This is a genomic window from Chloroflexus sp. (genome assembly GCF_034432675.1).
Classification (GTDB): Bacteria; Chloroflexota; Chloroflexia; order Chloroflexales; family Chloroflexaceae; genus Chloroflexus.
This window is the reverse complement of the sequence record NZ_DAOUBI010000081.1, coordinates 1-22,946: the sequence shown is the minus strand read 5'-3', so window position 1 is coordinate 22,946 and position 22,946 is coordinate 1. Positions and strand designations below refer to the sequence as shown.

At 56.2% G+C, this 22,946-nt stretch carries 23 protein-coding genes; 9 read left to right on the top strand and 14 right to left on the bottom strand.

The window, feature by feature from the left end:
• The 14 genes from nuoL to VAE55_RS06420 form a co-directional block, all read right to left on the bottom strand.
• Positions 1–2,199, bottom strand: coding sequence for an NADH-quinone oxidoreductase subunit L (nuoL, locus tag VAE55_RS06485; RefSeq protein WP_322814984.1), 2,199 nt, complete (start codon positions 2,197–2,199; stop codon positions 1–3).
• 133 nt (positions 2,200–2,332) lie between these two features.
• Positions 2,333–2,650: an NADH-quinone oxidoreductase subunit NuoK gene (nuoK, locus tag VAE55_RS06480; protein ID WP_012257849.1), complete on the bottom strand. Its 318-nt coding sequence runs from the start codon at positions 2,648–2,650 to the stop codon at positions 2,333–2,335.
• A 2-nt stretch (positions 2,651–2,652) separates the two neighbouring features.
• The gene (locus VAE55_RS06475) at positions 2,653–3,303 is read right to left on the bottom strand and encodes an NADH-quinone oxidoreductase subunit J (RefSeq protein ID WP_322814983.1); all 651 of its coding nucleotides are present in this window, start codon (positions 3,301–3,303) and stop codon (positions 2,653–2,655) included.
• Between the two features lie 52 nt (positions 3,304–3,355).
• On the bottom strand, positions 3,356–4,678 hold the full coding sequence (nuoH, locus tag VAE55_RS06470; RefSeq protein WP_322814982.1) for an NADH-quinone oxidoreductase subunit NuoH: 1,323 nt from the start codon (positions 4,676–4,678) through the stop codon (positions 3,356–3,358).
• 17 nt (positions 4,679–4,695) lie between these two features.
• The gene (locus VAE55_RS06465; RefSeq protein ID WP_322814981.1) at positions 4,696–5,652 is read right to left on the bottom strand and encodes a 4Fe-4S dicluster domain-containing protein; all 957 of its coding nucleotides are present in this window, start codon (positions 5,650–5,652) and stop codon (positions 4,696–4,698) included.
• Entirely contained in the window at positions 5,649–6,758 is a 1,110-nt protein-coding gene (locus VAE55_RS06460) for an NADH-quinone oxidoreductase subunit D (RefSeq protein WP_012257853.1), read from the bottom strand. Before VAE55_RS06460 ends, VAE55_RS06465 begins: the two co-directional genes overlap by 4 nt.
• A 73-nt stretch (positions 6,759–6,831) precedes the next feature.
• The gene (locus VAE55_RS06455) at positions 6,832–7,353 is read right to left on the bottom strand and encodes an NADH-quinone oxidoreductase subunit C (RefSeq protein WP_322814980.1); all 522 of its coding nucleotides are present in this window, start codon (positions 7,351–7,353) and stop codon (positions 6,832–6,834) included.
• A complete protein-coding gene (locus VAE55_RS06450) occupies positions 7,346–8,140 on the bottom strand; it encodes an NADH-quinone oxidoreductase subunit B (RefSeq protein ID WP_322814979.1) in 795 nt (264 codons plus the stop codon). Before VAE55_RS06450 ends, VAE55_RS06455 begins: the two co-directional genes overlap by 8 nt.
• Positions 8,141–8,142: 2 nt before the next feature.
• Positions 8,143–8,499: an NADH-quinone oxidoreductase subunit A gene (locus VAE55_RS06445; RefSeq protein ID WP_322814978.1), complete on the bottom strand. Its 357-nt coding sequence runs from the start codon at positions 8,497–8,499 to the stop codon at positions 8,143–8,145.
• Positions 8,500–8,850: 351 nt separating this feature from the next.
• A complete protein-coding gene (locus tag VAE55_RS06440) occupies positions 8,851–9,312 on the bottom strand; it encodes an FHA domain-containing protein (protein WP_322814977.1) in 462 nt (153 codons plus the stop codon).
• A 3-nt stretch (positions 9,313–9,315) separates the two neighbouring features.
• Entirely contained in the window at positions 9,316–10,032 is a 717-nt protein-coding gene (locus VAE55_RS06435) for an FhaA domain-containing protein (RefSeq protein ID WP_012257858.1), read from the bottom strand.
• A 266-nt stretch (positions 10,033–10,298) separates the two neighbouring features.
• On the bottom strand, positions 10,299–10,976 hold the full coding sequence (tsaB, locus tag VAE55_RS06430) for a tRNA (adenosine(37)-N6)-threonylcarbamoyltransferase complex dimerization subunit type 1 TsaB (RefSeq protein WP_322814976.1): 678 nt from the start codon (positions 10,974–10,976) through the stop codon (positions 10,299–10,301).
• On the bottom strand, positions 10,976–11,497 hold the full coding sequence (gene tsaE, locus VAE55_RS06425) for a tRNA (adenosine(37)-N6)-threonylcarbamoyltransferase complex ATPase subunit type 1 TsaE (RefSeq protein WP_322814975.1): 522 nt from the start codon (positions 11,495–11,497) through the stop codon (positions 10,976–10,978). Before tsaE ends, tsaB begins: the two co-directional genes overlap by 1 nt.
• A 104-nt stretch (positions 11,498–11,601) precedes the next feature.
• Positions 11,602–11,967, bottom strand: coding sequence for a restriction endonuclease (locus VAE55_RS06420; protein ID WP_322814974.1), 366 nt, complete (start codon positions 11,965–11,967; stop codon positions 11,602–11,604).
• Between the two features lie 221 nt (positions 11,968–12,188).
• On the opposite strand from VAE55_RS06420, the gene VAE55_RS06415 reads away from it, so the two are divergent.
• The 9 genes from VAE55_RS06415 to VAE55_RS06375 all read left to right on the top strand — a co-directional run bounded on the left by VAE55_RS06415 (position 12,189) and on the right by VAE55_RS06375 (position 22,401).
• Complete coding sequence (locus VAE55_RS06415; protein WP_322814973.1) at positions 12,189–13,343, top strand: metal ABC transporter substrate-binding protein; 1,155 nt, start codon at positions 12,189–12,191, stop codon at positions 13,341–13,343.
• A 91-nt stretch (positions 13,344–13,434) separates the two neighbouring features.
• Complete coding sequence (locus tag VAE55_RS06410) at positions 13,435–14,268, top strand: metal ABC transporter ATP-binding protein (protein ID WP_322814972.1); 834 nt, start codon at positions 13,435–13,437, stop codon at positions 14,266–14,268.
• Positions 14,265–15,101, top strand: coding sequence for a metal ABC transporter permease (locus tag VAE55_RS06405; RefSeq protein WP_322814971.1), 837 nt, complete (start codon positions 14,265–14,267; stop codon positions 15,099–15,101). Before VAE55_RS06410 ends, VAE55_RS06405 begins: the two co-directional genes overlap by 4 nt.
• Positions 15,102–15,184: 83 nt before the next feature.
• Entirely contained in the window at positions 15,185–17,803 is a 2,619-nt protein-coding gene (locus VAE55_RS06400; protein WP_322814970.1) for a CapA family protein, read from the top strand.
• 137 nt (positions 17,804–17,940) lie between these two features.
• Positions 17,941–18,516, top strand: coding sequence for an ANTAR domain-containing response regulator (locus VAE55_RS06395; protein ID WP_012257866.1), 576 nt, complete (start codon positions 17,941–17,943; stop codon positions 18,514–18,516).
• A gap of 162 nt (positions 18,517–18,678) precedes the next feature.
• Positions 18,679–19,263 (top strand): hypothetical protein, encoded by a 585-nt coding sequence (locus VAE55_RS06390; RefSeq protein ID WP_322814969.1) that lies wholly within the window; start codon positions 18,679–18,681, stop codon positions 19,261–19,263.
• 163 nt (positions 19,264–19,426) lie between these two features.
• Positions 19,427–20,374 (top strand): protein-methionine-sulfoxide reductase catalytic subunit MsrP, encoded by a 948-nt coding sequence (gene msrP, locus VAE55_RS06385; protein WP_322814968.1) that lies wholly within the window; start codon positions 19,427–19,429, stop codon positions 20,372–20,374.
• A 670-nt stretch (positions 20,375–21,044) separates the two neighbouring features.
• Positions 21,045–21,698 carry a sulfite oxidase heme-binding subunit YedZ gene (locus tag VAE55_RS06380; protein ID WP_322814967.1) on the top strand — a complete coding sequence of 218 codons (654 nt, stop codon included), beginning with the start codon at positions 21,045–21,047 and terminating at the stop codon, positions 21,696–21,698.
• Positions 21,661–22,401 (top strand): response regulator transcription factor, encoded by a 741-nt coding sequence (locus VAE55_RS06375; protein ID WP_322814966.1) that lies wholly within the window; start codon positions 21,661–21,663, stop codon positions 22,399–22,401. The genes VAE55_RS06380 and VAE55_RS06375 overlap by 38 nt, the downstream gene beginning before the upstream one ends.
• Positions 22,402–22,946 lie beyond the last annotated feature (545 nt).

Genomic DNA, 22,946 nt, shown 5'->3' with positions numbered 1-22,946 from the left:
CTACCGTCCAACTACATACAGCCAGAACATCGCCAGTGCGAGCAAGCCACCAAAGACGTAGATCAGATAATCCTGTGCCTTGCCGGTTTGTAAACGGTGCGCCTGTCGGCCACTGCCCTGGGTGCCACTCGCCAAACCGTCTGGCCCATCGTTCAACAGCGTGTCATCGATGATGAAGTTTACTTTGCCCAAACCGAAGGTAAAGCGACCCATACCGTCAACCAGGCGATCAATGAGCTGGCGGTCAATCAACGACCAGGCCACGGCCAGGCTACGGGTCAGTCTGCCGAAGGTTGCGGCATACAATTCGTCGATGCGGTATTTGGCATGGAGAACTGCAAATAACGCCGGGAAGCGAGCTGCCAGCGGATCGGTGTCATCGGCAGAGGCAAAGGCGTGCCGATAGCCCAACCAGCCGGCGGCGATCCCGGCTATGGCAATCAGCAGTGAGAGACCGGCCACCAGCGGATCGAGCTTCGCTGCCTCTTGCCCCCACACATCGGCCAGCCAGTGACCGAAGGGGAGATCGAACGGTAGATTGAGTGCGCCGGCGGTCAGGGCAAAACTTGCCAGTATCACCAGCGGCGCGATCATTCGTGGGTCTTCATGCCAGTGCTCACCGTGGTCGTGGGCATGCTGATGGTCGTCGTGGTGATGATCGTGGTCAGATGCCGATGCCGGTGCATCGGGATTAACGAACACTACCGGCTGCGCACCACGGTACTCCCCGAAAAAGACCAGCCACCACTGGCGAGTCATATACACCGCAGTCAGAAATGCAGCCGCGCTGAGCGTCAGGTACACGGCCAGATTGTGCTTGAACGCATCGAGCAGAATCTCATCCTTGCTCCAAAAGCCGGCGAACGGCACGATCCCCGCCAGCGCCAGATAACCGGCTGTATATGTCCAGAACGTCCAGGGCAGGCGCGTGCGCAGGCCACCCATATTGCGAATGTCCTGGGCAGTCTGCTGAGCAGCATACTCGTCGTGATGGTGAATCTGCCGGATCGCAGGCTGTTGTTCCATGGCGTGAATGATCGAACCTGAACCGAGGAAGAGCAGCGCTTTGAAGAAGGCGTGGGTGATTAGATGGAACATCGCCGCTACCCATCCCCCTACACCGAGTGCGGCCACCATAAAGCCGAGTTGCGAGAGCGTGCTGTAGGCCAGAATGCGCTTGATGTCGAACTGGGCAATAGCGATGGTGGCGGCAAACAGAGCAGTAAAGGCACCAATAAAGGCCACCACGCCCAGTGCCGTCGGATCGGCAGTAAAGATCGGGAAAGTTCGTGCCACCAGGAACACACCTGCCGCTACCATCGTTGCAGCGTGAATGAGGGCGGACACTGGGGTCGGGCCTTCCATTGCGTCAGGCAACCAAACGTGGAGCGGGAATTGGGCCGATTTCCCCACCGTACCGCCAAACAGGAGCAGCGCAATTCCGGCAGCGTGACTTAAGCCCAGGGCACCGGTTTCGCTTGCCAATCGTTCCAGCAGTGGCGAAAAGAAGATACCACCTTCATCATTGCCAAACCCAATTCCACCGGCCTGGGCGTAGAGGTAGACAATACCCAGCAGCAGCAGCACATCCCCGATCCGGGTAGTGATAAAAGCCTTCACTGCTGCCCGCGCTGCACTGGGTCGCTCGTAGAGAAAGCCGATCAATAGGTATGAACAGAGACCCATGATCTCCCAGGCCATGAAGAAGAGCAGCAGATTATCGGCCATGCTCATCAGCAACATCGCCGCCGTAAAGAGAGCGATAAAGCTGAAGAAGCGGCTCTGCCGTGGGTGAGACGCCATATAGCCTATCGAAAAGAGGTGAATGCAGGTCGAGGCAATCGTGACCATCGCCAGCATTGCGGCAGCAGCGCCATCGATGTAGATACCCATCTGTAATGCGGTATCACCGGTTGGCGCCCACACGAACCGCTGCACGACATTCGGTTCGGGAAAGGTGAAGGCACCGTGTTCGCCGTGATGGCCGGCAAGTTGCACCAGTTGTCCGTCGTGCAGCGCCCATCCTCCGGCGACTGCGGCCAGAAGACCCAGGGCCAGAACCGTTGACCCCATCATCAGCCCGGTTGCCAGCCACGCACTTGCCAGCGCAGCCCGACGCAGCGGGGTCAGTGTAATGAGCGCACTGGCTAGTAACGGCAGCAATGGAATCAGCCACGCATATTGCAGAAAAAACGCCATAGTACGATTCCCGTCGTCTCAACTCGTACCACGAGTGTACGTGCCTGCCACCCAACTACAATTCTGTTCTGAATGTTCTGTGCGTATCAGAACCGGTTTGCTACTTCCTGAGAACCTGTGCTACCGGTGTCACTTATCCGCGCAGTTGATCCACTTCATCGGCGTTAACCGTCACATAATGGCGATAGACAGCAATCACCATCGCCAGGCCGACAGCGGCCTCGGCAGCCGCGACTGCAATGATGAAGATAGCAAAGGTCTGACCGGTGATATAGCGTGGCTCGAAGTAGCGCCAGAATGCGACCAGATTGATGTTGACGGCGTTTAACATCAATTCAACACCCATCAAGACACCGATCAGATTGCGGCGCGAGAGTGCCCCGAACAGGCCAATACAAAAGAGCGCAGCGGCTAACGTCAGGACTGCCGGTAATGGAACTGCATTTAGCATGATTACCTCTCACTGGTCGGTTGGATTGTCTGCACGACCGGCTCTTCTTCAACCGGCTCTGCCGATGGTGGTGATGCTTGCTCGCGCAAACGCTTCAATTCCAGCTCTTCGGCCAGGGTCAGCACCTTACGCCGCCGTGCCCGTTCTTCATAGGCAATGACAATCGCCCCGATCAGGGCCACGGTCAACAGGACACCAACCACTTGGAACTGGAGTAAAAACTCATTCACAAAACCGCGCCCTAGCTCAGCCGGACCGGCAATCGGTTCTTGGGTACCGATTGGCGGTGCCGGCGGCACATTCCACTGCTGGTTGATCAGGGTGGGTGCCATCACGGTGGCAAAAAGCAGGACCGCAATCGCCAGCACAACCGGCCAGCGTGTCGTGAGCTGGCGAATCCCTTCACCAGTAATCTGGTGGGTGAGCATAATCGCAAACAGGATCAGCACCGATACGGCGCCGACGTAGATCAAGACCTGTACCACGGCCAGAAATTCGGCTTCGAGCAGCATGTAGAGTGCGCCAACGCCAAAAAAACAGGCAATTAACCACAGTGCGGCGTGGATCACATTCCGCACCGAGACGACCATCGCTGCCGAAACCAGAATAAAGAGGGCTATCACCCCGAATACAATTTGGACAACGATTTCCATCACGCTTTCCTACTCCAGCACTTCACTATTTTCATTGCCGGATTCGCTGTTTTTACAGCGTGGCGCTCAATTCCTCTAGCTCTGCCCGTCGTCGTTCGGCCTGCGATGCAGCGTAGACCCGTGTCAGCCAGAGGTAGGCCCCCAGATTAATGGCAAGGGTTATCACAAAGGCCGCTAGCCAGCGCAGCACCGGTGACCAGCCCATTGTCAGCAACATCCCCTCTGCCGGTCCCCAGCGTGTGAAGGCAACCCACAACGCGGCACTGAACAGATTGACCAGTGTTAATGGAATGAGAAACTTCCAACCAAAATCCATCAATTGGTCGATCCGCAACCTTGGTAAGGCGCCACGGAGCCAGACCATCACGAAGAAAAAGATGTAGGTCTTGAGCAGGAAGTAGAAGACGCCCAGCATACCGGCTAGTACATTAAATAAGCCATTACCATTAGGATTGGTTGGTGTGATTGCCTGCGCGTAGAGCCAGTTCACACCCGGCCCCTTCCAGCCACCCAGAAAGATGATAGCCGTAATAGCACAGAGCAGGAAGTTCAACACGTATTGCGCTAGGTAGAACAGACCGAATTTCATACCGCTATACTCAGTCATATAGCCGGCAACAATCTCTGAGTCGGCTTCAGGAATGTCGAACGGAGTACGTTCGCCTTCGGCTAGCGCGGCGATGAAGAAGGCGACAAACGCGACAAAACCGACCGGGGTGAAGATAAACCAGCCCAGACCAAGGTCGGGAATACCGGGCAGATCACGATTGCTGATCAGCAGGCCAGACTGATAATTGATGATGTCGTTGATCGAGAGTGAGCCGACAATGATCACGATGGCGATCAGCGAGAGGACGGCCGGAATTTCGTATGAGACCATCTGGGCCACTGCCCGCATCGCTCCCAGCAACGAAAACTTGTTGTTACTGGCCCAACCGGCCATCATCAATCCAACCGCACTGATTGACGATACAGCAAAGAAAAAGAGCAGACCAGTCGGTAAATCAATCGGTGTCATACCCGGCCCCCAGGGTACAACCGCAAACATCAGGACTGTCGGCGCAACAACAACACACGGGGCAAGAAAATGGACGATCCGGTCAGCCGCCGCCGGTACTATGTCTTCTTTGGTGAACATCTTGACGCCATCAGCTATTGGCTGCCAGATGCCCTCTGGACCAACCCGGTTGGGGCCGATCCGATCTTGCATGCGGGCAATCACCCGCCGCTCATAGTAGGTGAAGAAGAGCATCTGTAACGGGGCAACAATCAGCACAATCGTCACAATAATGATGTGGCCGATCAGGTTGAGCAACCAATCGGGCCATCCCCAGCCAAAGGTACCGTTAATGAATCCCTGCAAGATGTCGTACATGAAGGTTCTCCGTCGGGTTATGCTTCCTCTCCCGAACCGTCACGCGCTTGTTCCTCAACCTGTTTTCGCTTCGCCGCATTGGCCGCTCGGATAGCTGCCAACCGTGCCGCTTTGTCGTCGGTGGGAGTCGCTGCCGCTGATGCACCGTCTGCAGAGGGAGGTCCATCACTGGCCTGGGCAGCATTTGCCGCCCGGATCGCCGCCAGTTTCGCCGCCTTCTCTTCAGGGGATAGTTTACGAGCCTCGGCGGAAGCTGCTGGTGTAGCCGCTTCCGGTGGTGAAGCAGGTGCCTGCACAGCCAGTTCCGCCCGCCGGGCAGCAATCCGCTCGGTCAGATGGGGGGCAATCCCGATCACGTCTGGCCGCCGGCGAATGTTACCCTGAAGCTTCTTCAATGCACCCTCGCGAACTTCGGCCCACATTGTGGGAGCGATCTTCTCGTAGTAACTGATGGGCCGGTTCAGTTGCGCTTTATGCACGGTCAGACCGCTGTGGTCGTCGGTCGATAACTCGAACTCGTGATCCATCTTGATCGCATCGAACGGACAGACTTCGGCGCAGAAACCACAGCTCATGCAGGCATCGTACTCGATGATAAACTCGGCTACCGCCGGTACCGGTTTACCGGTAGCCGGGTCCTTCGCCTGCGTCATATGAATCACTTGTGGCGGGCAAATGCGTTCACACTGAAAGCACGAGGTACAGAGTTCGTGACCAGTTTCGTCGTCGTAGAGGAGGATGGGCATGTTGCGGTAGGCTTCGGGGATGCGTGGTCGCTCTTCGGGATACTCAATGGTAAAGGTGCCGTGAATCTGCCGATAGCTGCGGTTTAGGCGGAACGACTCCTTCCAGTGCTTCCAGATCACTGCCATTCCGCGCAGCAGACCACTGCCCCGTCGGACACGGTTGTCATCACGCTGCACCTCAATCACGCGCCCACGTAGAATCTCTATCTCGAATGGTGGTGTTGTCATCGATCCACCTCTCCCATCACGATGTCGATACTGCCGAGAATGACTACAATATCGGCCACCTTGTATCCACGACACATATCGGCCAGGGGTGTTAGGTTGATAAACGACGGTGCCCGCACTTTGTAACGGTACGGTTTCCCACTCCCGTCGCTGACCAGATAGAAGCCCAATTCGCCTTTTGGCGACTCAATGCGGGCATACGCATCACCGACCGGTGGCCGGACATTCTGGCGGGCCTTGGGGTTGATATGCCCGCCCTTCGCATCTGGCAATTGCTCAAGCACCTGTTCAATAATCCGTTTGCTCTGGCGCATCTCTTCAATGCGTACCAGAAAACGGTCATACACATCGCCCACTTTACCGACGGGAATATCGAAATCAAAGCGGTCGTAAACACTGTACGGTTCGGCTTTGCGTACATCGTAGGGAATGCCCGAACCGCGCAACACCGGGCCGGTCACACCATACGAGAGTGCTACTTCACGGGGTAGGATACCGATACCGATTGCCCGTTGTAACAGAATCTCATTATCACGTAATAACCGCTCTAGCTCATCGATATAGGCCGGCAGTGCGATTAGCAACTCGCGCAAATTGGGAATGAATTCAGGGGGTAGATCGCGCACCACACCGCCGAAGCGAAAATAGTTGCACATCAAACGGGCGCCGCTTGCCATCTCGAACAGATCGAGAATCTTTTCACGCTCGCGCATCCCGAATGCCAATGGCGTCTGCCAGGCCCCCATATCGTTGATCATGAAACCAACCGCACTCGCATGATTGAGGATACGGGTTAGCTCGACCATCAGCACCCGGATATACTCTGCCCGTTCAGGCACCTCAATCCCGGCCAATCGCTCAACCGCCATCGCATAGGCGTGATTGTTGGCCATCGAATTAAAATAGTCGAGCCGGTCGGTATAGGGCATATTTTGCAGATACGAATTCGCTTCGGCAATCTGCTCGTGATTGCGGTGCAGATACCCGAACACCGGCTTAAGATCAACCACCGTCTCACCATCAACCGTCACCAGCATGCGGAAGACACCATGGGTTGATGGATGTTGTGGCCCAATATTGACTTGCAGCTCTTGCGTTTGGAGCATATCGACACCAGTTCTCTATAGGTATCGCTTCTACGAGCGAAGGTATGAACAATAGATTGATAATCAAGACTGTCTATTCATCACTGCCCAGATATTTGTCTCCCTGTCGAGGAAAATCTTTGCGCATGGGAAAACCTTCAAACTCGTCCCACATATAGATGCGCCGCAGGTATGGATGGCCGACAAATTCGATGCCAAACAGATCGAACGCCTCACGCTCATGAAAGTTAGCTGCCGGCCAGTATGGCGTGAGTGATGGCACGGAAGGCGCATCCCGTGGTACCCGTACCCGTAACACAATACCCGGACCGCCGGCCGGATGGTAGAACCGATAGACTAGCTCAAAACAGCCGGCGTGAAGGTAATCGACCACGGCAATATCGGACAGAAAGGTATAACCGAGCGTATCGCGCACAAAAAGGGCTGCCGCAACGAGATGATCGGGGTAAATAAACGGATCGGGTGGATGAAACAGACCGGGTTGGGGGCCGTGAGCAGGTGGTGGCGTGATCGCCAGGGGTTCCACCTCGATCAGGGCCTCCGGCAGCGCCGTGGCCAGTCGTGTCCGCAGATCGGTTGGTGTCAGTTCAGGCATCGTTCACCACACTCCGTTTCAAGTCGTCGGCTGCGATCTCAGGAGCGATCCCGCGCGCCTTGAGCGCATTCTCAAGCTCTACTTCAGGATCCATGATCGGGAACTGGCGTACCACTTCAGGATGCTCGATCTGCCCCGAACGGTGCTCGCCATGGCTCGGCGATGTATATGGGCTGAGCAACGGCAACCCACCAACCGGATCGACCAGCTTGCCGTCGATTTCCAATCCCTTCGCCCCAAAAGCTGGTACCGGAAAGTCGCCCGTCTGCGGCTTATCGCCACTCCCGTACCAGCGCACTCGCCCAAGCTTCTGCCGGTCAATCTGCTCTTGCAACGTCATCAGAGCGTGCAGGAGTGCTTCAGGGCGTGGGGGGCAGCCGGGTACATACACATCAACTGGAATCAACAAGTCGATACCACGCAGAACATTGTACCCATCACGGAAGGGGCCACCGGATGTTGCGCAGGCCCCCATCGAGATCACATACCGCGGTTCGGCCATCTGATTGTAGAGCCGCACCACCTGGGGGGCCATCTTCTTCGTCACCGTGCCGGCGACGATCATCAGATCGGCCTGCCGCGGCGACGCGCGAAATAGCTCGGCGCCAAACCGGGCAACGTCATAGCGACTCAACCCGAACGCCATCATCTCAATCGCACAACACGCCAGCCCAAATGCCATTGGCCAGATCGATGAACGACGCCCCCAGTTATAAAACCGGTTCACCGTCGTCAACAAGATACCCTGGCGTTCGAGTTCGAGCTGGGTTGGATCAATCTCAGCCATGGTTACACCCACTCTAGGGCGCCTTTACGCCACTCGTAGAGCAAACCGGCAAACAGCATCAGGAGGAAGATGGTCGCTGCAATCAGGCCGTAAAGACCCACTACATTAAATGCTACTGCCCACGGATACAAAAATATCACTTCGATATCGAAAATCACAAAGGCCAGTGCGTAGAGGTAGTATTGCACCTTGAATTGCACGTGAACATCACCTATCGCTTCCAGACCACACTCATACGTACTGGTCTTGAGCGGTGTTGGCCGTTTAGGACGCAGAAAGAAGGCTAAAACCAACGGTATCAACGGAAAGCTGATTGCAGCAACAAGGAAGATGCCTATCAACGCATAATTGGCCAGCATTGCCTATCCTCCGTGATGCAGTAACGTGTGAAGGTAATGAGAAGTATATCACAAATACGTCGCAATGCTCACAAGATGGACAGTACCCAGCGTGAACAATTGACAATCAAGCACGAAGATTTACGAACTCTTTCGCGGATGCTGGTGCAGATCAGGCCAGAACGCGCTTTGGCTATAACAGAGCGATTTGTCAGCAAATCTATACCAGATTCGCATTAAACTCATAACAAAAGGCTATGCACTTATCGTCGATGTGAGGAATGGTCTGCGCACTGACAGAACCGGTGTGCTTTTCACTCGCTGACAGGACAACTCATTGGCCTGTGCTGAACTGGTCAGCCTGAAACCCGCTCAGGCCACTCCCTGTTCCAGGCGTAGCTCGACCCGGCCAACGCGAATCGCGTCACCGGGATGCACTTCTGTCAGTCCGGCTACTTCAAAGCCGTTGAGAAAGGTTCCATTCGTGCTATTCAAGTCTTCAAGCAACCAGACTCCTCCCCGCTTTTCCAACCGGGCATGTTCGCTGGAGAGGAATGAGTCGTTGAGGACAATATCGCAATGCGGGCTACGGCCAATCACCGTCACCGGATTCAATGGAAAGACCTTGCCGACAGCGACTCCGCTCTGCCCAGAGCTGGTGACAACCAGTTGTCCGTAGGGACTGGCGAGCGTGGGGGCAGCCGATGTTTGGGCGAGATCGCGCCGGATTACCTGAACCACTTGCCAGAGAAAAAAGTAGAGGAGAAACACAACTGCCACGCGCAGCAAAAGCAGGATAATTCCAATCGAGATGCTGGCAATATCGAAAAACATGGATCAGCCCTCACGAAACGTCAGTTCCAGCCCACCCAGCGAAACCACGTCACCATCACGGAGTGCCCGTTCACTGATCCGTTCACCATTCACAAAGGTACCATTCGTACTCCCCAGGTCGGTCAGCCAGAAGCGACGCTGGCGATAACGCAGTTGGGCGTGTTTTCGTGAGACTCGCGTGTCTTCCAGAATAATATCGTTATCCAGGCCACGTCCGATAGTAACCGTTGTGGTGGCAATGGGCAGCGCCTGTGGTGCATTGCCGATCTGCAAGAGAAAAAAAGCACCTGATGACCGTCCGGGGGCGCGGTCGCTTTGCATAATCATTGTCATCGTCGGCTGATCGGATTGATTGTCGCGCATCTCGGCCTCGACCTGGATCGAACGCCGGGGGACGGCCGGATCTTCCGTGATTACCACCCGCGGATGATCGAGCATCGTGAAATTGCGTTCGGCGGCCAGCTCACTCAGGTAGGTTGCCAGTTCCTGCTCGATCTGCTGGCGTACCGGTTGAAAGATCGCGAAGTCTTGCGGATTCAAAAAGGCCCGGTAGCTGCTCGGCACAATCACGCGCTTGACACTAATTGTCTGGTTGCTCTCCATCGCCTTCTCTAACCGACGCGCAATCTCGACCGGCTGGATCGTACTGCGGAAGATACGCGCTACCGATCCTTCGACCATCTGCTCCATAAACTGTTCAAATCGGCGTAGGGCAGACATGGCATTCCCCCCATGGCAATTGGATCAACGGCCGCTGCCGGCAAACATCTACACATACTATACCGTCATTATCGGCGAAGCGTAGATGAGTGGCAAGTTGAATGGCGGAGACACATGGTTCCGACACCAGCTTGAAACCGCTATAGCCAGGCAGAGGTACAGGCCTGCCTGTCATTACAAGAGCGATCTACAGCTCGTGACTATCTGGTCTCACGGACAACCGAACCGCTCCGCGACCTTTGCAAGACAAAACATAACAACCTGCTTCAGGTATGTTGCGCCGGTGTTCGCACCGGCGCACCGAGGTACCGGGGTTCAAGCGTAGCCAGATCATCGTAATCACGCGCAAGATGGCGCTGCCAGGCCAGTTCGGCAAGATACGCCGGGCGCCGCAAGCGGGCTGCCGGTGCCGGCAACACAGCCCGCTCACCCAAACCGCGTTGCAGGGCGGCTATCGTCGTTGCATCGAGATCACCACAAAAGAGCGCACGCCCACTTACGTCGGCAAAGAGTTCAGCGAGCGTGAGATTACGATCAGGCGCCAGACGCTCAAGGCGATCCTGCGCCACAAACGGAGCCGTCGCATAACGATCACGCCCCAGCCGTATCAGTGGATAGACCGGCAATGGGGTCGGTGCGTACTGGTACGCCAACGCCTCAAGTGTTGCAATCCCAATCAATGGCAGATCGCCGGCCAGTGCCATCCCCTTCGCCAGACTCAACCCTACCCGCAGACCACTCCAGCTCCCCGGCCCCAATCCGACCGCCAGCACGGTCACGTCGGCTGGTGTTGCGCCGATGTAGCGCAGGATCGCATCGATTTGTGGCAAGAGTTGCGCAGTATGATTACGTCCCGACTCCCAGACGCTTTCGGCTAATGGACCGTGCGCATCATAGAGAGCAAGACCGGTCAGTGCGGTAGCGGTGTCGATAGCGAGCAACATTAGCCGAACGTCTCCTCCTTAAACCTGAGCAGTAGTTCACGGTAACGCATCCCACGGGGCGTCAGCCGTATCTGCCGCTTGGTCTCGCTCACATGGCTGAGCACGATGTGTAAATGTTCTGCCGGCATTGCTGACGCGGCTCGTTCGGGCCATTCAATCAAACAGATGCCTTCACTCAACCAGAGTTCATCAAGACCAATCGTGGTCAATTCGGTCACATCACGCACCCGGTAGAGATCGATGTGATAGATCGGTAGCCGTCCATGGGCAGTATCGGCCCGATATTCATTGATCAAGACAAAGGTTGGGCTGGTCACCAGGCCGTCGTAGCCGAGGCCACGAGCTATACCTTTAATGAGATGGGTTTTGCCGGCACCGAGTTGACCTGAAAGCAACACCGAATCACCGGCGTGCAGCAGGTGACCAAGGCGCACACCGATACGTTCAGTCTGGGTCGGACTATGACTGATAAAATCGAGATCATGCGGCGTTTGGGCCGCCGACAACAGTTGATCGGTCATAGCCCTATTGTACCATAGCCGGGCATGGAAAAATCGCGGGTATTTTGTGCCCTGATCGCTACGTCCCCACTCACCCTTGAGGATAGCGAGATATGTGCCGGTGATTACTGGAGATCAACGACCGGATTCAGGCCGGCAGTTGCAAAGCCACTTGCCGGAGGAATGTCTGTCGTGAGCGTAATCATCGCCTGACGCAGTTCCTGCGCAGTCCGTCGGGCTTCGTTACTAAATCCACCATCCACTGCAATCAACAAGCCGCGATCCAAACGGCGCAAAAACAGCATTTCGGCAAAGTCCTGCACATCGGCAGCAGTAATCAGCGCACGACGTTGGATGAGAACAGCGAACGGTTGTCCCGCCGGCTCTGCAAGCACCAGGAAACAACGTGTATCACGTAACTGCTCTGCGGCAATGATGTGGTAACCAAGCCGACGGGCGTGGGCGGCAGCATCACGAACTGTTACTTTCATACTTCAATCCTCCTCCATTGAGGGCCTGGCCTCGCGTACGAGCGACGGGGCAATACACTGATGGGGAAGATATTCTTTTTACAGTATACCACAATTTTGTTTTGCGTAGAACTGCTTGCATTCCTTAGCGACCCGATTCTGTGCCGCTGGCATTTGACAACAGGTGCCCTTTGCTACATAATCTCTATTGAAACAATGTTTCATTAAAGATGGAGGTAAGCATGCGATTCATACAACAGATGATCGTTTTCCTGATAGCAGCAATGTTTATAGCTGCCTGCGGGCAAACACCGGCAAGTCAACCCACTGCTGCACCGGCGGCGGACAATACCTCAGCGCAAGCACCGCTGGTCACGGCAAGTCAACCCACTGCTGCACCGGCGGCGGACGATACCTCAGCACAACCGCTGCTGGTCATAGCTAGCACCAGCATTGTGGCCGATATTGTGCGTCAGGTCGGTGGTGATCGAGTTCAAGTCCAGACAATTGTCCCAATTGGGGTCGATGCACACAGCTTTGAGCCGACACCCCAAGATTTGGTACGGGTGAGTGAAGCTCAAGTTATCTTTACGGTCGGTGCCGGCTATGAAGAGTTTATTGATCGTCTGATTGCAAGTTCAGGTACGCAAGCCGAAGTTGTCGATTTGTCGGCGAACCTTGCCCTACGTACATTGACCGAAGCGGAAGCTACCAATCATGCCCACGACGAAGAACACGCCGACGATCACGGGACAGAGGAAGCCGGTGCTACTAGTGACACCCATGCCGACGAGCATAGCGATACTCATGCCGACGAGCATGGTGATGAGCACAGTGATGAACATGCCCACGAACATGGGGCAGGATCGGTTGACTCCCATACCTGGACGGATCCGGCTAACGTGAAAGTCTGGACTGACCTGATCTATACCACTCTGAGCCGTCTTGATCCAGATCACGCTGAAACATACGCTACTCGTGCAACCGAGTATAAGCGTCAGCTCGATGATCTTGATCGCTGGATTGCCGATCAATTTGCCACTATCCCAGCAGAGCGGCGTTTAATTGTTTCTGACCACATTATCTTTGGCTATATGGCCGATAAGTACGGGTTGCGCCAGTTGGGGGCAATTATTCCTGGGGTAAGTTCGAGTGCCGCCCCCTCGGCCCAGGAACTGGCAGCATTGCAAGACATGATTGCCGACTATGGTGTGACTGCCATCTTTGTTGGTGATGTTGCGAATCAGCAGATCGCCGAGCAGGTCGCTCGCGATACCGGCGTGCGCATTATCACCGTGTTAACCGAGTCGCTGACCGATGCGAATGGGCCAGGTGCGACGTACCTCGATTACATGCGCTTTAATGTCCAGACAATTGTTGATGGGTTGCGCAGTTAATCTACGTTCTCGCGTACAATAGAGCAGCATCAGTGATGGTGGTCATCATCACTGATGCTGCACCGGTTTTTATGCCTGAAGGAAGGCGATTATGACAGCTTCATCAGTCATCGCACCGACAGTTGCCGATCCGGTAACGACGGTTCCAGCCTTAGACATTCGTCATCTCACCGTCCATTACCGGCAGAACGAGGCGCTACACGATGTCTCAGTGACCATCAATGTGGGTGAGCAAGTGGCAATTGTCGGGCCAAACGGTGCCGGTAAAAGTACCCTGCTGAAAGCTATCGCCGGCCTTCAACCGATTACCAGCGGTGAGATTCGCTATTTCGGTCACGAGCGAGTCGCGCCGAATGAGATTGCCTACGTGCCCCAGCGCTTGCAGATCGACTGGCGCTTTCCGGTCTCAGTCAGTGATGTTGTTTTAATGGGACGGGTCGGTCGTATTGGTCTATTCCGTCGCCCTTCCCGTCAGGACCGGCTGCTTGCCCAACGAGCGTTAGAACGGGTCGGGCTGGCAGCGTTTGCCAATCGCCAGATCGGTCAGTTGTCGGGAGGGCAGCAGCAACGGGTGTTTCTGGCCCGAGCGTTGGCGCAAGAAGCGCGCCTATTATTAATGGATGAACCACTGGTTGGGCTGGATATTCCCTCGCAAGACGAGATCTTTCGCACCCTGGCTACGCTACGTCAGGAAGGCGTCACTGTCTTGACGGCGCTGCACGATCTGCAACAGGCAGCGCGCTATTTTGATCGGGTGATGCTTCTCAATCGTAGCCTGATTGCGTGCGCACCGGCTCGCGCAGCCTTCACCGCTGCCCATCTGGTCGCTACCTATGGCGGGCATCTTCATCTCTTGCAGAGTGGTGATGGGCTGCTTACTGTCGCTGACAGTTGTTGTAATCCTGATCCGGATGGCGGTCTATGATCGATTTTTTTACTGCCCCCCTGGCCTACTCATTTATGCAACGCGGCTTGCTGGCGGCGCTGCTGGTCGGGGTTATCTGTGCGGTGGTTGGCGTCTATGTCGTGCTGCGCGGCATGGCCTTCTTGGGTGATGCGCTGGCGCATACGATGTTGCCCGGCATTGCAGTCGGCTATCTTCTGAACGGTGCTGATCGTGGTGCACTCTTCTGGTGGGCACTGGGCACAGCACTGGTCAGTTCATTCTCAATCGGGGCAATCAGTCGCGCCGCCCGCATCCGTGAGGATACCGCCATTGGTATCGTCTTCGCCGCGATGTTTGCCCTGGGAGTGGCCTTGATTTCAACGGTACGCAATTCGGCTGTTGATCTATCACATTTTCTCTTCGGTAATATTCTCGGCGTTAGCGAGTATGATCTCTGGCGCATTGCCGTGTTGGGCCTGATCGTCATCGCACTCATCATCCTCTTCTACAAGGAGTTGATGGTCGTTACGTTTGATCCGGTGCTGGCCACCACCCTGCGCTTGCCGGTTCGCTTCTTCGATCTGCTGTTGCTGGCGTTGCTGGCCGTGTCGATTGTGGTGGCAATTCAGACGGTTGGGGTGGCCTTAACCCTGGCGATTTTGGTCACACCACCGGCAACGGCTGCCTTCTTGACCCATCGCATGCACACGATGATGCTGGTAGCAGCATTACTGGCAGTCGTCGCCGGGGTTGTTGGTCTTTACGCCTCCTATTACTTTAGCATTGCTTCCGGCGCAGCTATTGTGCTTACCAGCACTGCCATCTTTGTACTGGTTTGGGCCGGTTCCCGCCTGTCTCACCGGACAGCCTGATCCTGTAGTACAATTGTTGCAGTACAGGCATGAATGCCTGCCATAGTTCGCTCTGCCGGGGTGCCGGCGGAGGTGAGGCAACAATGACGGGTCGGCTATTACTAGTTTTCAGTGTCTTGGTGATGCTGTTTACCACACCGGTTGTCCAGGCGCAGCCGCCGGCAGGTGCGCGATTGGCGCTCAACCGCTGTGGCGCAGGTGATACCGTGCAGTACACGCTGGCGGTTGCCGGTGCAGTTATCCCTGATGTGCTGATTCCCAGCGGGATTGAGACACCCAGTTACACTGAGGCTTTTGCCGCACTGCGTCCATTCCTGACGGCTGCCGATTTGGCTATGGCGACGCTGGCCGGGCCACTGGCCGGCGAGGCATTACCTGCTCTGGCTCCTGCGTTAGCCGAGAGTAATCTGCTCTTACTGGGAACTGCTCAGCCGCGCTTGCTCGCTCTTGGCCCGACTGGTGTTGATGCTACCCTGCAAAATCTAAGCCGCTACGGCATTTTTCAACACGGTGTAGTGTCAGGTGGCGAGACCCATCCCCCCTTTCTCAAGGTGACGGTACCCCATCCGGCTTCACCGCTGACCCTTGGTTTTCTCAGTGCAAGCTGGGGTTTGGAAGGAAATGCCGATCCTCGCAATCAAATTCATCTACTTGCCAATACTGCCGGCGTTTTGCCCAATATCAGTGCTGCAATTGAACAGGCCCGACAGGAGACCGATCTGGTTGTTGTGATGGCAGCCTGGGGCCAACCCACCGACCCTGATCCGCCCCAGGCCCGGATCAATGCTGCCCGTAATCTGATTGCTGCCGGTGCCGATCTGGTGATTGGGAGTATCCCCGGCGAGATCGCAACGGTCGATTGGGTGCGCACTGCGAATCGCGAAGGGCTGGTCATATTCTCCGCCGGCGATCTGATCGGTACCGCTACCACCCCGGCTGCCCTCATGTACATCGGTGTGACCCGCGATGAAGACGGGGCAGCCCGTGTCAGTGGTCTTCGTTATCTGCCGATCACGCCTGGTAACGGTGCCCAGGGGCCGACGCCGTTACCAACAGTCCCGCGTGAGTTTGCCCTGCTGATGGGTGATCCCGGTCAATTGCACGCTGTGCCACCCGTACCGCCAACCGGCAAGATCGAAGTTTGTCCGGCACTGGTGTTACCGGAAGCACCGCAAACCCCGATTACCGGCGACTTTGCCCGCTTTTATCAGACCTTTGGTGGGGAACAGGCCCGCTCTCTCATCGAGGGAATTGCGTTGCTCGGTCTTCCGTTAGGGCCGGTTACCCGCGAGCTGGCCGGTGATTGTCGTCAAGAGGTTGCCGTGTTGTACACTGAACGTCAGCGATTGGAGTTGCATCCGGGTAATGATTGGCCCAATCGGGTACTTGGCTCGCATGTTGGGGTCGTCGCCTTTCGGCTTGGTTATCCGGATCAGCCGGTAACACCGCGTACCGATCTGAGTGATCCGTCCGCTTTTGCTGATCCGCTGTTCCGCAGTTTCTATGAACGGTATGGTGGAATTAGTGTGTTTGGCTATCCGATCAGTGGCGCACTGACCGAACGTGACTCCAATACCGGACGTGATTTGATCGTGCAGTACTTTGAACGGGCCAGGTTTGAGCGTGATCCCATGGTGCCGCTCCCCTCCGATCCACTCTGGCAGGTGCGTTTGGGGTTGTTGGGGCGTGAAGTGGGTTCACAGGTATCTGCGGTGCTGTGTCCGACGGCTCCTGCGTCGGCGAGTGCTACTGCACTGGCAACCGCTACACCGGTCACATCACCGGTCACGGTGGTCGGCGCAGTGCAGAACAGCGGTGATGGATTTCCGTTGCTTCTCGGTGCAGTGATTGTCGTGTCATTGATATTGGTTGGACTGATTTTGTCGGCAATGTACGATCTATACCTTTTCAGCCAGCGCTACGTACAACCGGCGGCTCGTTCTACCCGGAGTGGTTATCGCATGGACACCGGTGCCCATTCATCAGCACGTGATGCCTGGCAGGAGTCACTGCGCGGTTTTTCACGTCGCGACAGTCAACCGGCACCACAAACTGAGACTACCAAACGTTCCTGGCTGGGCAAGATGTTCAAAGGTCGTGACCCCGGACAGTCCTCGATCCAGCGCCAGACGCCGGGATGGCGCCAGCCAACCCGCACCGCCTCGCGCAACACTCAGCCACCCCAAGACTTGCCAGAACCAGCGGTGGCTACCGGCCAGGCTGCTGACAACCGACCGCAAACACTACGTGCTTCGCTAACTCCAAATACTTCCCGTATGCCTGCTGCCTCGCCCCCATCGGCTATTGATCCGCTCAACGGCGACGAACTGGCTGAATGGTTCGATACTGCCGATGAGGCGTCGGTCACCGATCACCGCCAGGGTCGTCTGGATGGCTATATCGGCGATCAACCGGTCGAGTGGAATGATTTACCACCCGCCGAACGCGAGCGCTGGCTGGCGGAGCTTGGCCCACTGACCGATGATAACGCTGCCGATGTCCCGCCCGCTGAATGGTCACGCTGGCAAAATGATCTGGCAGGTACAATCTCGCCAATGGCGGCTGACCTGACAGCACCAACCACCCCGGACATACCATTTGAAGAAACAACACAGCAGTTCAGGTCAGATGCCGACTCTGGGGCTACCCTGGGACATCGTCCCGACGACGATGATTTACTGCGGAAACTGCTTGGCATATAATAGTGTCAGCCGGGCACAAAACCGTCTCCAGACGGTTGATTCGCAAACAGTTGAATGATATACTGCTCGCATCAACGAACGTCATATACCTGTCTGCGGAATTGCAGGTTGTTACTCAACATAGAGGAGAAGAGCGTATGCCCCAGACGCGACTGGTGATCGCCGACGATGAGTCCATCATCCGCATGAACCTCAAAGAGACTCTCGTCAGTCTTGGCTATCTGGTGGTTGGCGAAGCCGGTGACGGTGTGAGTGTGATCAATCTCGCCCGCGAGCTGCGCCCCGATCTGGTCTTGATGGATATCAAAATGCCGAAACTGGACGGCATTCAAGCTGCTCGCATCTTGACCGAAGAAAAGATTGCGCCGGTGCTGCTGCTCACGGCCTACTCTGACCGCGATCTGGTCGAGCGGGCCAAAGAAGCCGGTGTCGTGAACTATATTGTCAAGCCCTTCCGCGAAGCCGAACTGCTACCGGCGATTGAGATTGCCATTGCCCGCTATCAGGAGTTTCTGGAGATGGATCGCCAGGTTGCCGATCTGAAAGAGACACTTGAGACGCGCAAACTGGTCGAGCGGGCCAAGGGCATCTTGATGGACACCCAGGGCTTGAAAGAGGCCGAGGCCTTCCGCAAGATTCAGCAGCTCTCGATGAACACCCGCAAGTCGATGAAGGAGATTGCCCAGGCCATCCTTCTCGCCCACGAGATTTAAGGTGCCTCTGCGCAATAGGCACTCCCGTCTTGATTATGAGGTGCGGACGACGCAAAGTGGCTATCAATTGCTACCACGGATAAGCCGCTTTGCGTCCTACCGTTGATCGGTGGCGGCTATCCTGGTACGCCGGCAGATAATCCATTCCACCTTTGGGCTGCAATGTCATCTCCTGAGCCGACATCATCGCCACTACCATCACCCTCGTCCCGCTGGCGACACTACGTCCGCCTGTTGGTACCGCATCTGCTGACTATTCTGATCAGCCTTGGCCTCTTCACCCTGCTGCAAACCTGGCTCCAGCCTGCACCAATCCCGGCTGAACCGCAGATTGCCACGGTCACGCCACCGCCGACTATCCCCCCCACCCCAATCCCTACCCCCCAACCGACCTTGCCACCGGTGCCGGTAGACGAGGGATTGATCCGGCTCTCCATCCTCGATCTTCAGGCCGAAAACGCCCGCTTACGAACTGCCACCCACCTGCTGCGCACTGCCATCACCCTCGACGAGGCGGTCAATGCCCTGCAGCGCAACGACATGGCCGAGGCAGATCGAGCATTGATGACCGCCCGACGGGCGCTGGATCGGGCTTACAACCTGAGCACCGAGCAGCAAAAAGGCCCCATCGACGCCATTCGCCTCCAGATAAGCCAGATTCGCGATGATCTCGACGTGCGGCCAGAGGGCGCCGACCGACGATTGTGGCAGGTACGCCGGCTGATTTTGACACTGGTGGATGAATAACATACGTCCCACGTCCATCCATTTGCCGCTCCAGGCCGTATAATACCAGTAGTACGTCTCTGCACAAGGCGAGGATGGCATCCGTTGAATTTAGTTGTCGGCTAACCGTGGTGGTTTTGCTGACGGCAACTCTCTCGATAACCACATTCGGCAAAGGACTGCTATGTATCGCGATCCCTCAATTCGCTCTTCCGAGATAACTCCAGAGTCGCTCTACCTGAGCCGACGGGCTTTGTTAGGTGGCATAGGCGCACTGGGTGCCGGCCTCGTGCTGAGTGCCTGTGGTCTGAATGTTCCCTCAGATCGTCCGGGGCAGGCAGTAGCACCCGACGATACCACCCCCCGCGACGAGCTTGGCGATCCGGCCAACAGCTTCGAGCAGATCACCAACTACAACAACTTCTACGAATTCACGACCGACAAAGAAGCGGTTGCACGCCGGGCCGCTGGCTTTGTGTCCCACCCCTGGACGGTAGAAGTGACAGGGATGGTGCACAAGCCACGGATCTTTGCTATCGAAGATATCCTCTCGATGTTCGACCAGGAAGAGCGCATTTATCGTCTACGCTGCGTCGAAGGGTGGTCAATGGTCATCCCATGGCAGGGTTTCCCGCTCCACAAACTGCTGACTATCGTCGAACCAACTGTACAGGCCCAGTTCGTTCGCTTCGAGACCCTCTACGACCCTGATCAGATGCCAGGGCAGCGTGACCGCTTCTTCCCATGGCCCTATGTTGAAGGACTACGCCTCGATGAGGCAATGCACGACTTAACGATCCTGAGCACCGGCCTCTACGGTCGTACCCTCTTGCCGCAAAATGGCGCCCCACTACGCCTGGTAGTTCCATGGAAATACGGCTTCAAAAGCATCAAATCCATCGTCAAAATTGAACTAACCGATACCATGCCGGTATCGTTGTGGATGGCAGTCGCACCGCATGAATACGGCTTCTACGCCAACGTCAATCCCGACGTTCCCCATCCACGCTGGTCGCAGGCCACCGAACGGCGCATCGGCGAGCCTGGCCGGCGCAAAACGTTGCTCTTCAACGGCTATGCCGAACAGGTTGCTGCCCTGTATGCCGGAATGGATCTGGCCCGTAATTACTAGAACTTATTTCATAAAAAGCTGCGCTGTCGTACTCCCAACCCGTCACACATGCGCATGAACACCTGCCAATCGCCAACAGACATCACGCGCCGAATAGGTTGCCTTGCCCGCTCGTCACGCGCGTGTCGCGAAGTTTGGCGTGCGGCAGCCATGCTGCCGCACCAGCCACGCTCACGATCCGGCGCGTGGGACACCGTTCCCCATCCCAGTCACGGGGATGCTAGATGTGTTCGTGACGATCATCGAGTCGGTCAGAAATGAATGAGCTACCTGCGCGTAAACGTGTTGTTGCACCAGATTCGTGTCTGTACACCAAACGGCTACAGCCAGCACCTCACGGCGATGGAGAGGATACCGGCACACGGGCTGGAAGCCCGCGCCACGGGGAGTGCTTGCAGCCCGGCCTAACGCAGCGTGCCATGTGGGTAATGCATAGGTGATCAATACCAAAGGTGTATTGTACCGCTCACCCTGCTGATGATGGCTACAACATACGATAATCATCTGGCCTATCAAGAATTGGTGAGCTACTATCGCCATCACCATGATCTGATAGTCGTCAGCCAGCTCCTCTTCATCATCATATGGTATGGTCAGATTGAAGGAACTGCGATATATTGAAATAGGCATCCAACCACGAACATTCACAGGTGTCGAAACCTACAAACCTATGTCTGTCAAACTAGCAGCACCACACATATTGCCTTTACTCCGCATCATTCCCCATATAATCGGCCTGCTCCCACTCGTATTACTCATCGGTGATGGGCTGGCTGATCGCCTAACCGTCAATCCGATCCAATACTTGACCCAACGTACCGGCTGGTTCGCCCTGATGCTCCTGCTGGCGACCCTGGCGTGCACCCCGCTGAACCGTTGGTTTGGCTGGAAGCAGGTCATGCGCTGGCGTCGTCCGCTCGGCCTCTACAGTTTTGGCTATGCCGGCCTGCACCTCGCCATCTTTGTAGCCCTAGATTACGGCTTCGATCTCAGCCTGATCCTGCAAACAATCAGCGAGAAGCGCTACATCATTGCCGGTTTACTGGCCTTTGCCCTCCTCTTGCCCCTTGCCATCACCTCGACCGGTGGCTGGCAACGGCGACTAAAACACTGGTGGCGCCGCCTGCACCGCCTGGTCTACCTGGCCGCAATCCTGGCCGTGATACACTACCTGTGGCTGAGCAAAGACCCCCGTCCGGCGTTAATTGCTGGCGGTCTGTTAGGAATTTTGCTGCTGAGCCGCCTTATTGGCAGACAAAGCTGGCAGCGTGTGGTACAATGGCGCCATGAGCGAATTAAAAGACAAATTAGTTCTCGTCGTTGATGACGAGCCGCGCATGATCACATTCATGCGCATGAATCTTGAACTGGAAGGCATGCGGGTGACAACCGCCACCAATGGCCGCGAAGCGGTTGAGAAGGTGCGCGAAGAGATGCCCGACATTGTCTTGCTCGACATTATGATGCCGGTGATGGACGGTTTTGAGGCGCTCCGGCGTATCCGCAGCTTCTCCCAGGTACCGGTGATCATTCTTACCGCCAAAGACGAAGAAGAAGATCGGGTGCGTGGTCTGGAACTTGGGGCGGATGACTATGTTGGCAAGCCCTTCAGCCAGCGCGAACTGGTAAGCCGTATTCGGGCAGTCCTGCGCCGCCATTACACCCAACCCCCCATCCCTCAAACCCTGGTGAAGGTTGATGACCGGTTAAGTATTGATTTTGCTCGCCGCGAAGTGTTGGTCGATGGCAAGCGCGTCAATTTGCGACCAACCGAATACCGCCTGCTTTACCATCTGGTTCAGAATGCCGGTTACGTGCTAACCCACGAGATGCTGCTGAGTAAGGTGTGGGGGCCAGAATACCGCGACGAGAGTCATTATCTGCGCTTGTACATCACCTATCTGCGCCAGAAGATCGAAGAAGATCCATCCAATCCAAAGTATATTCTGACCGAACGCGGCGTTGGCTATCGCTTTGTCGATTTTCCTGGGGCGCGCCGCATCAATGCTACCGATGTACAGGTGTGACGTAGGCCTGTCTCATCCATCGACGTCCGTTCACAGTGCATTAGTCTCTCTCCCTCAATATTCTCCTACGAGAGCAAGATTGACTTCCGCCCCCTTCTTACCTATCTCCAGCGGGGGGAATTGTGGAGAGGCGCCCCCGCTGGGCGGAGGCATTCCCCCGCACTCAGCGGGGCTATGCATTACCCATAACGCGAATACTGCATTGCCCGCGTGCCGGAGCGGGTCAGGGGTGTGATGATGGGCGTGCTCCCCAGCCGGGAGCTGGGAGCGTGCGCCGGAGGTGCGCATGGTGCCGGTACCATTGCTGGAGGGAGGAGCCAGGCGCAAGCTCCCGCCCCTAGTGGCATTTACGGACGGCCAGGACAGATGATCGAACCCAACCTCTACCCTATCCAGAAAGCCCTGGATCAAACGTCTGCCCTCCCCTCTCCCACCCGGCTACGCTTACCCATACCTGCTGTCAACTATGCGCGTATCAGCAGGGATGATCGCTATGGGTGCTGTTGTGAGCGACTGGTTCGTTGGCAGAGTGCGCTCCAGCCGTG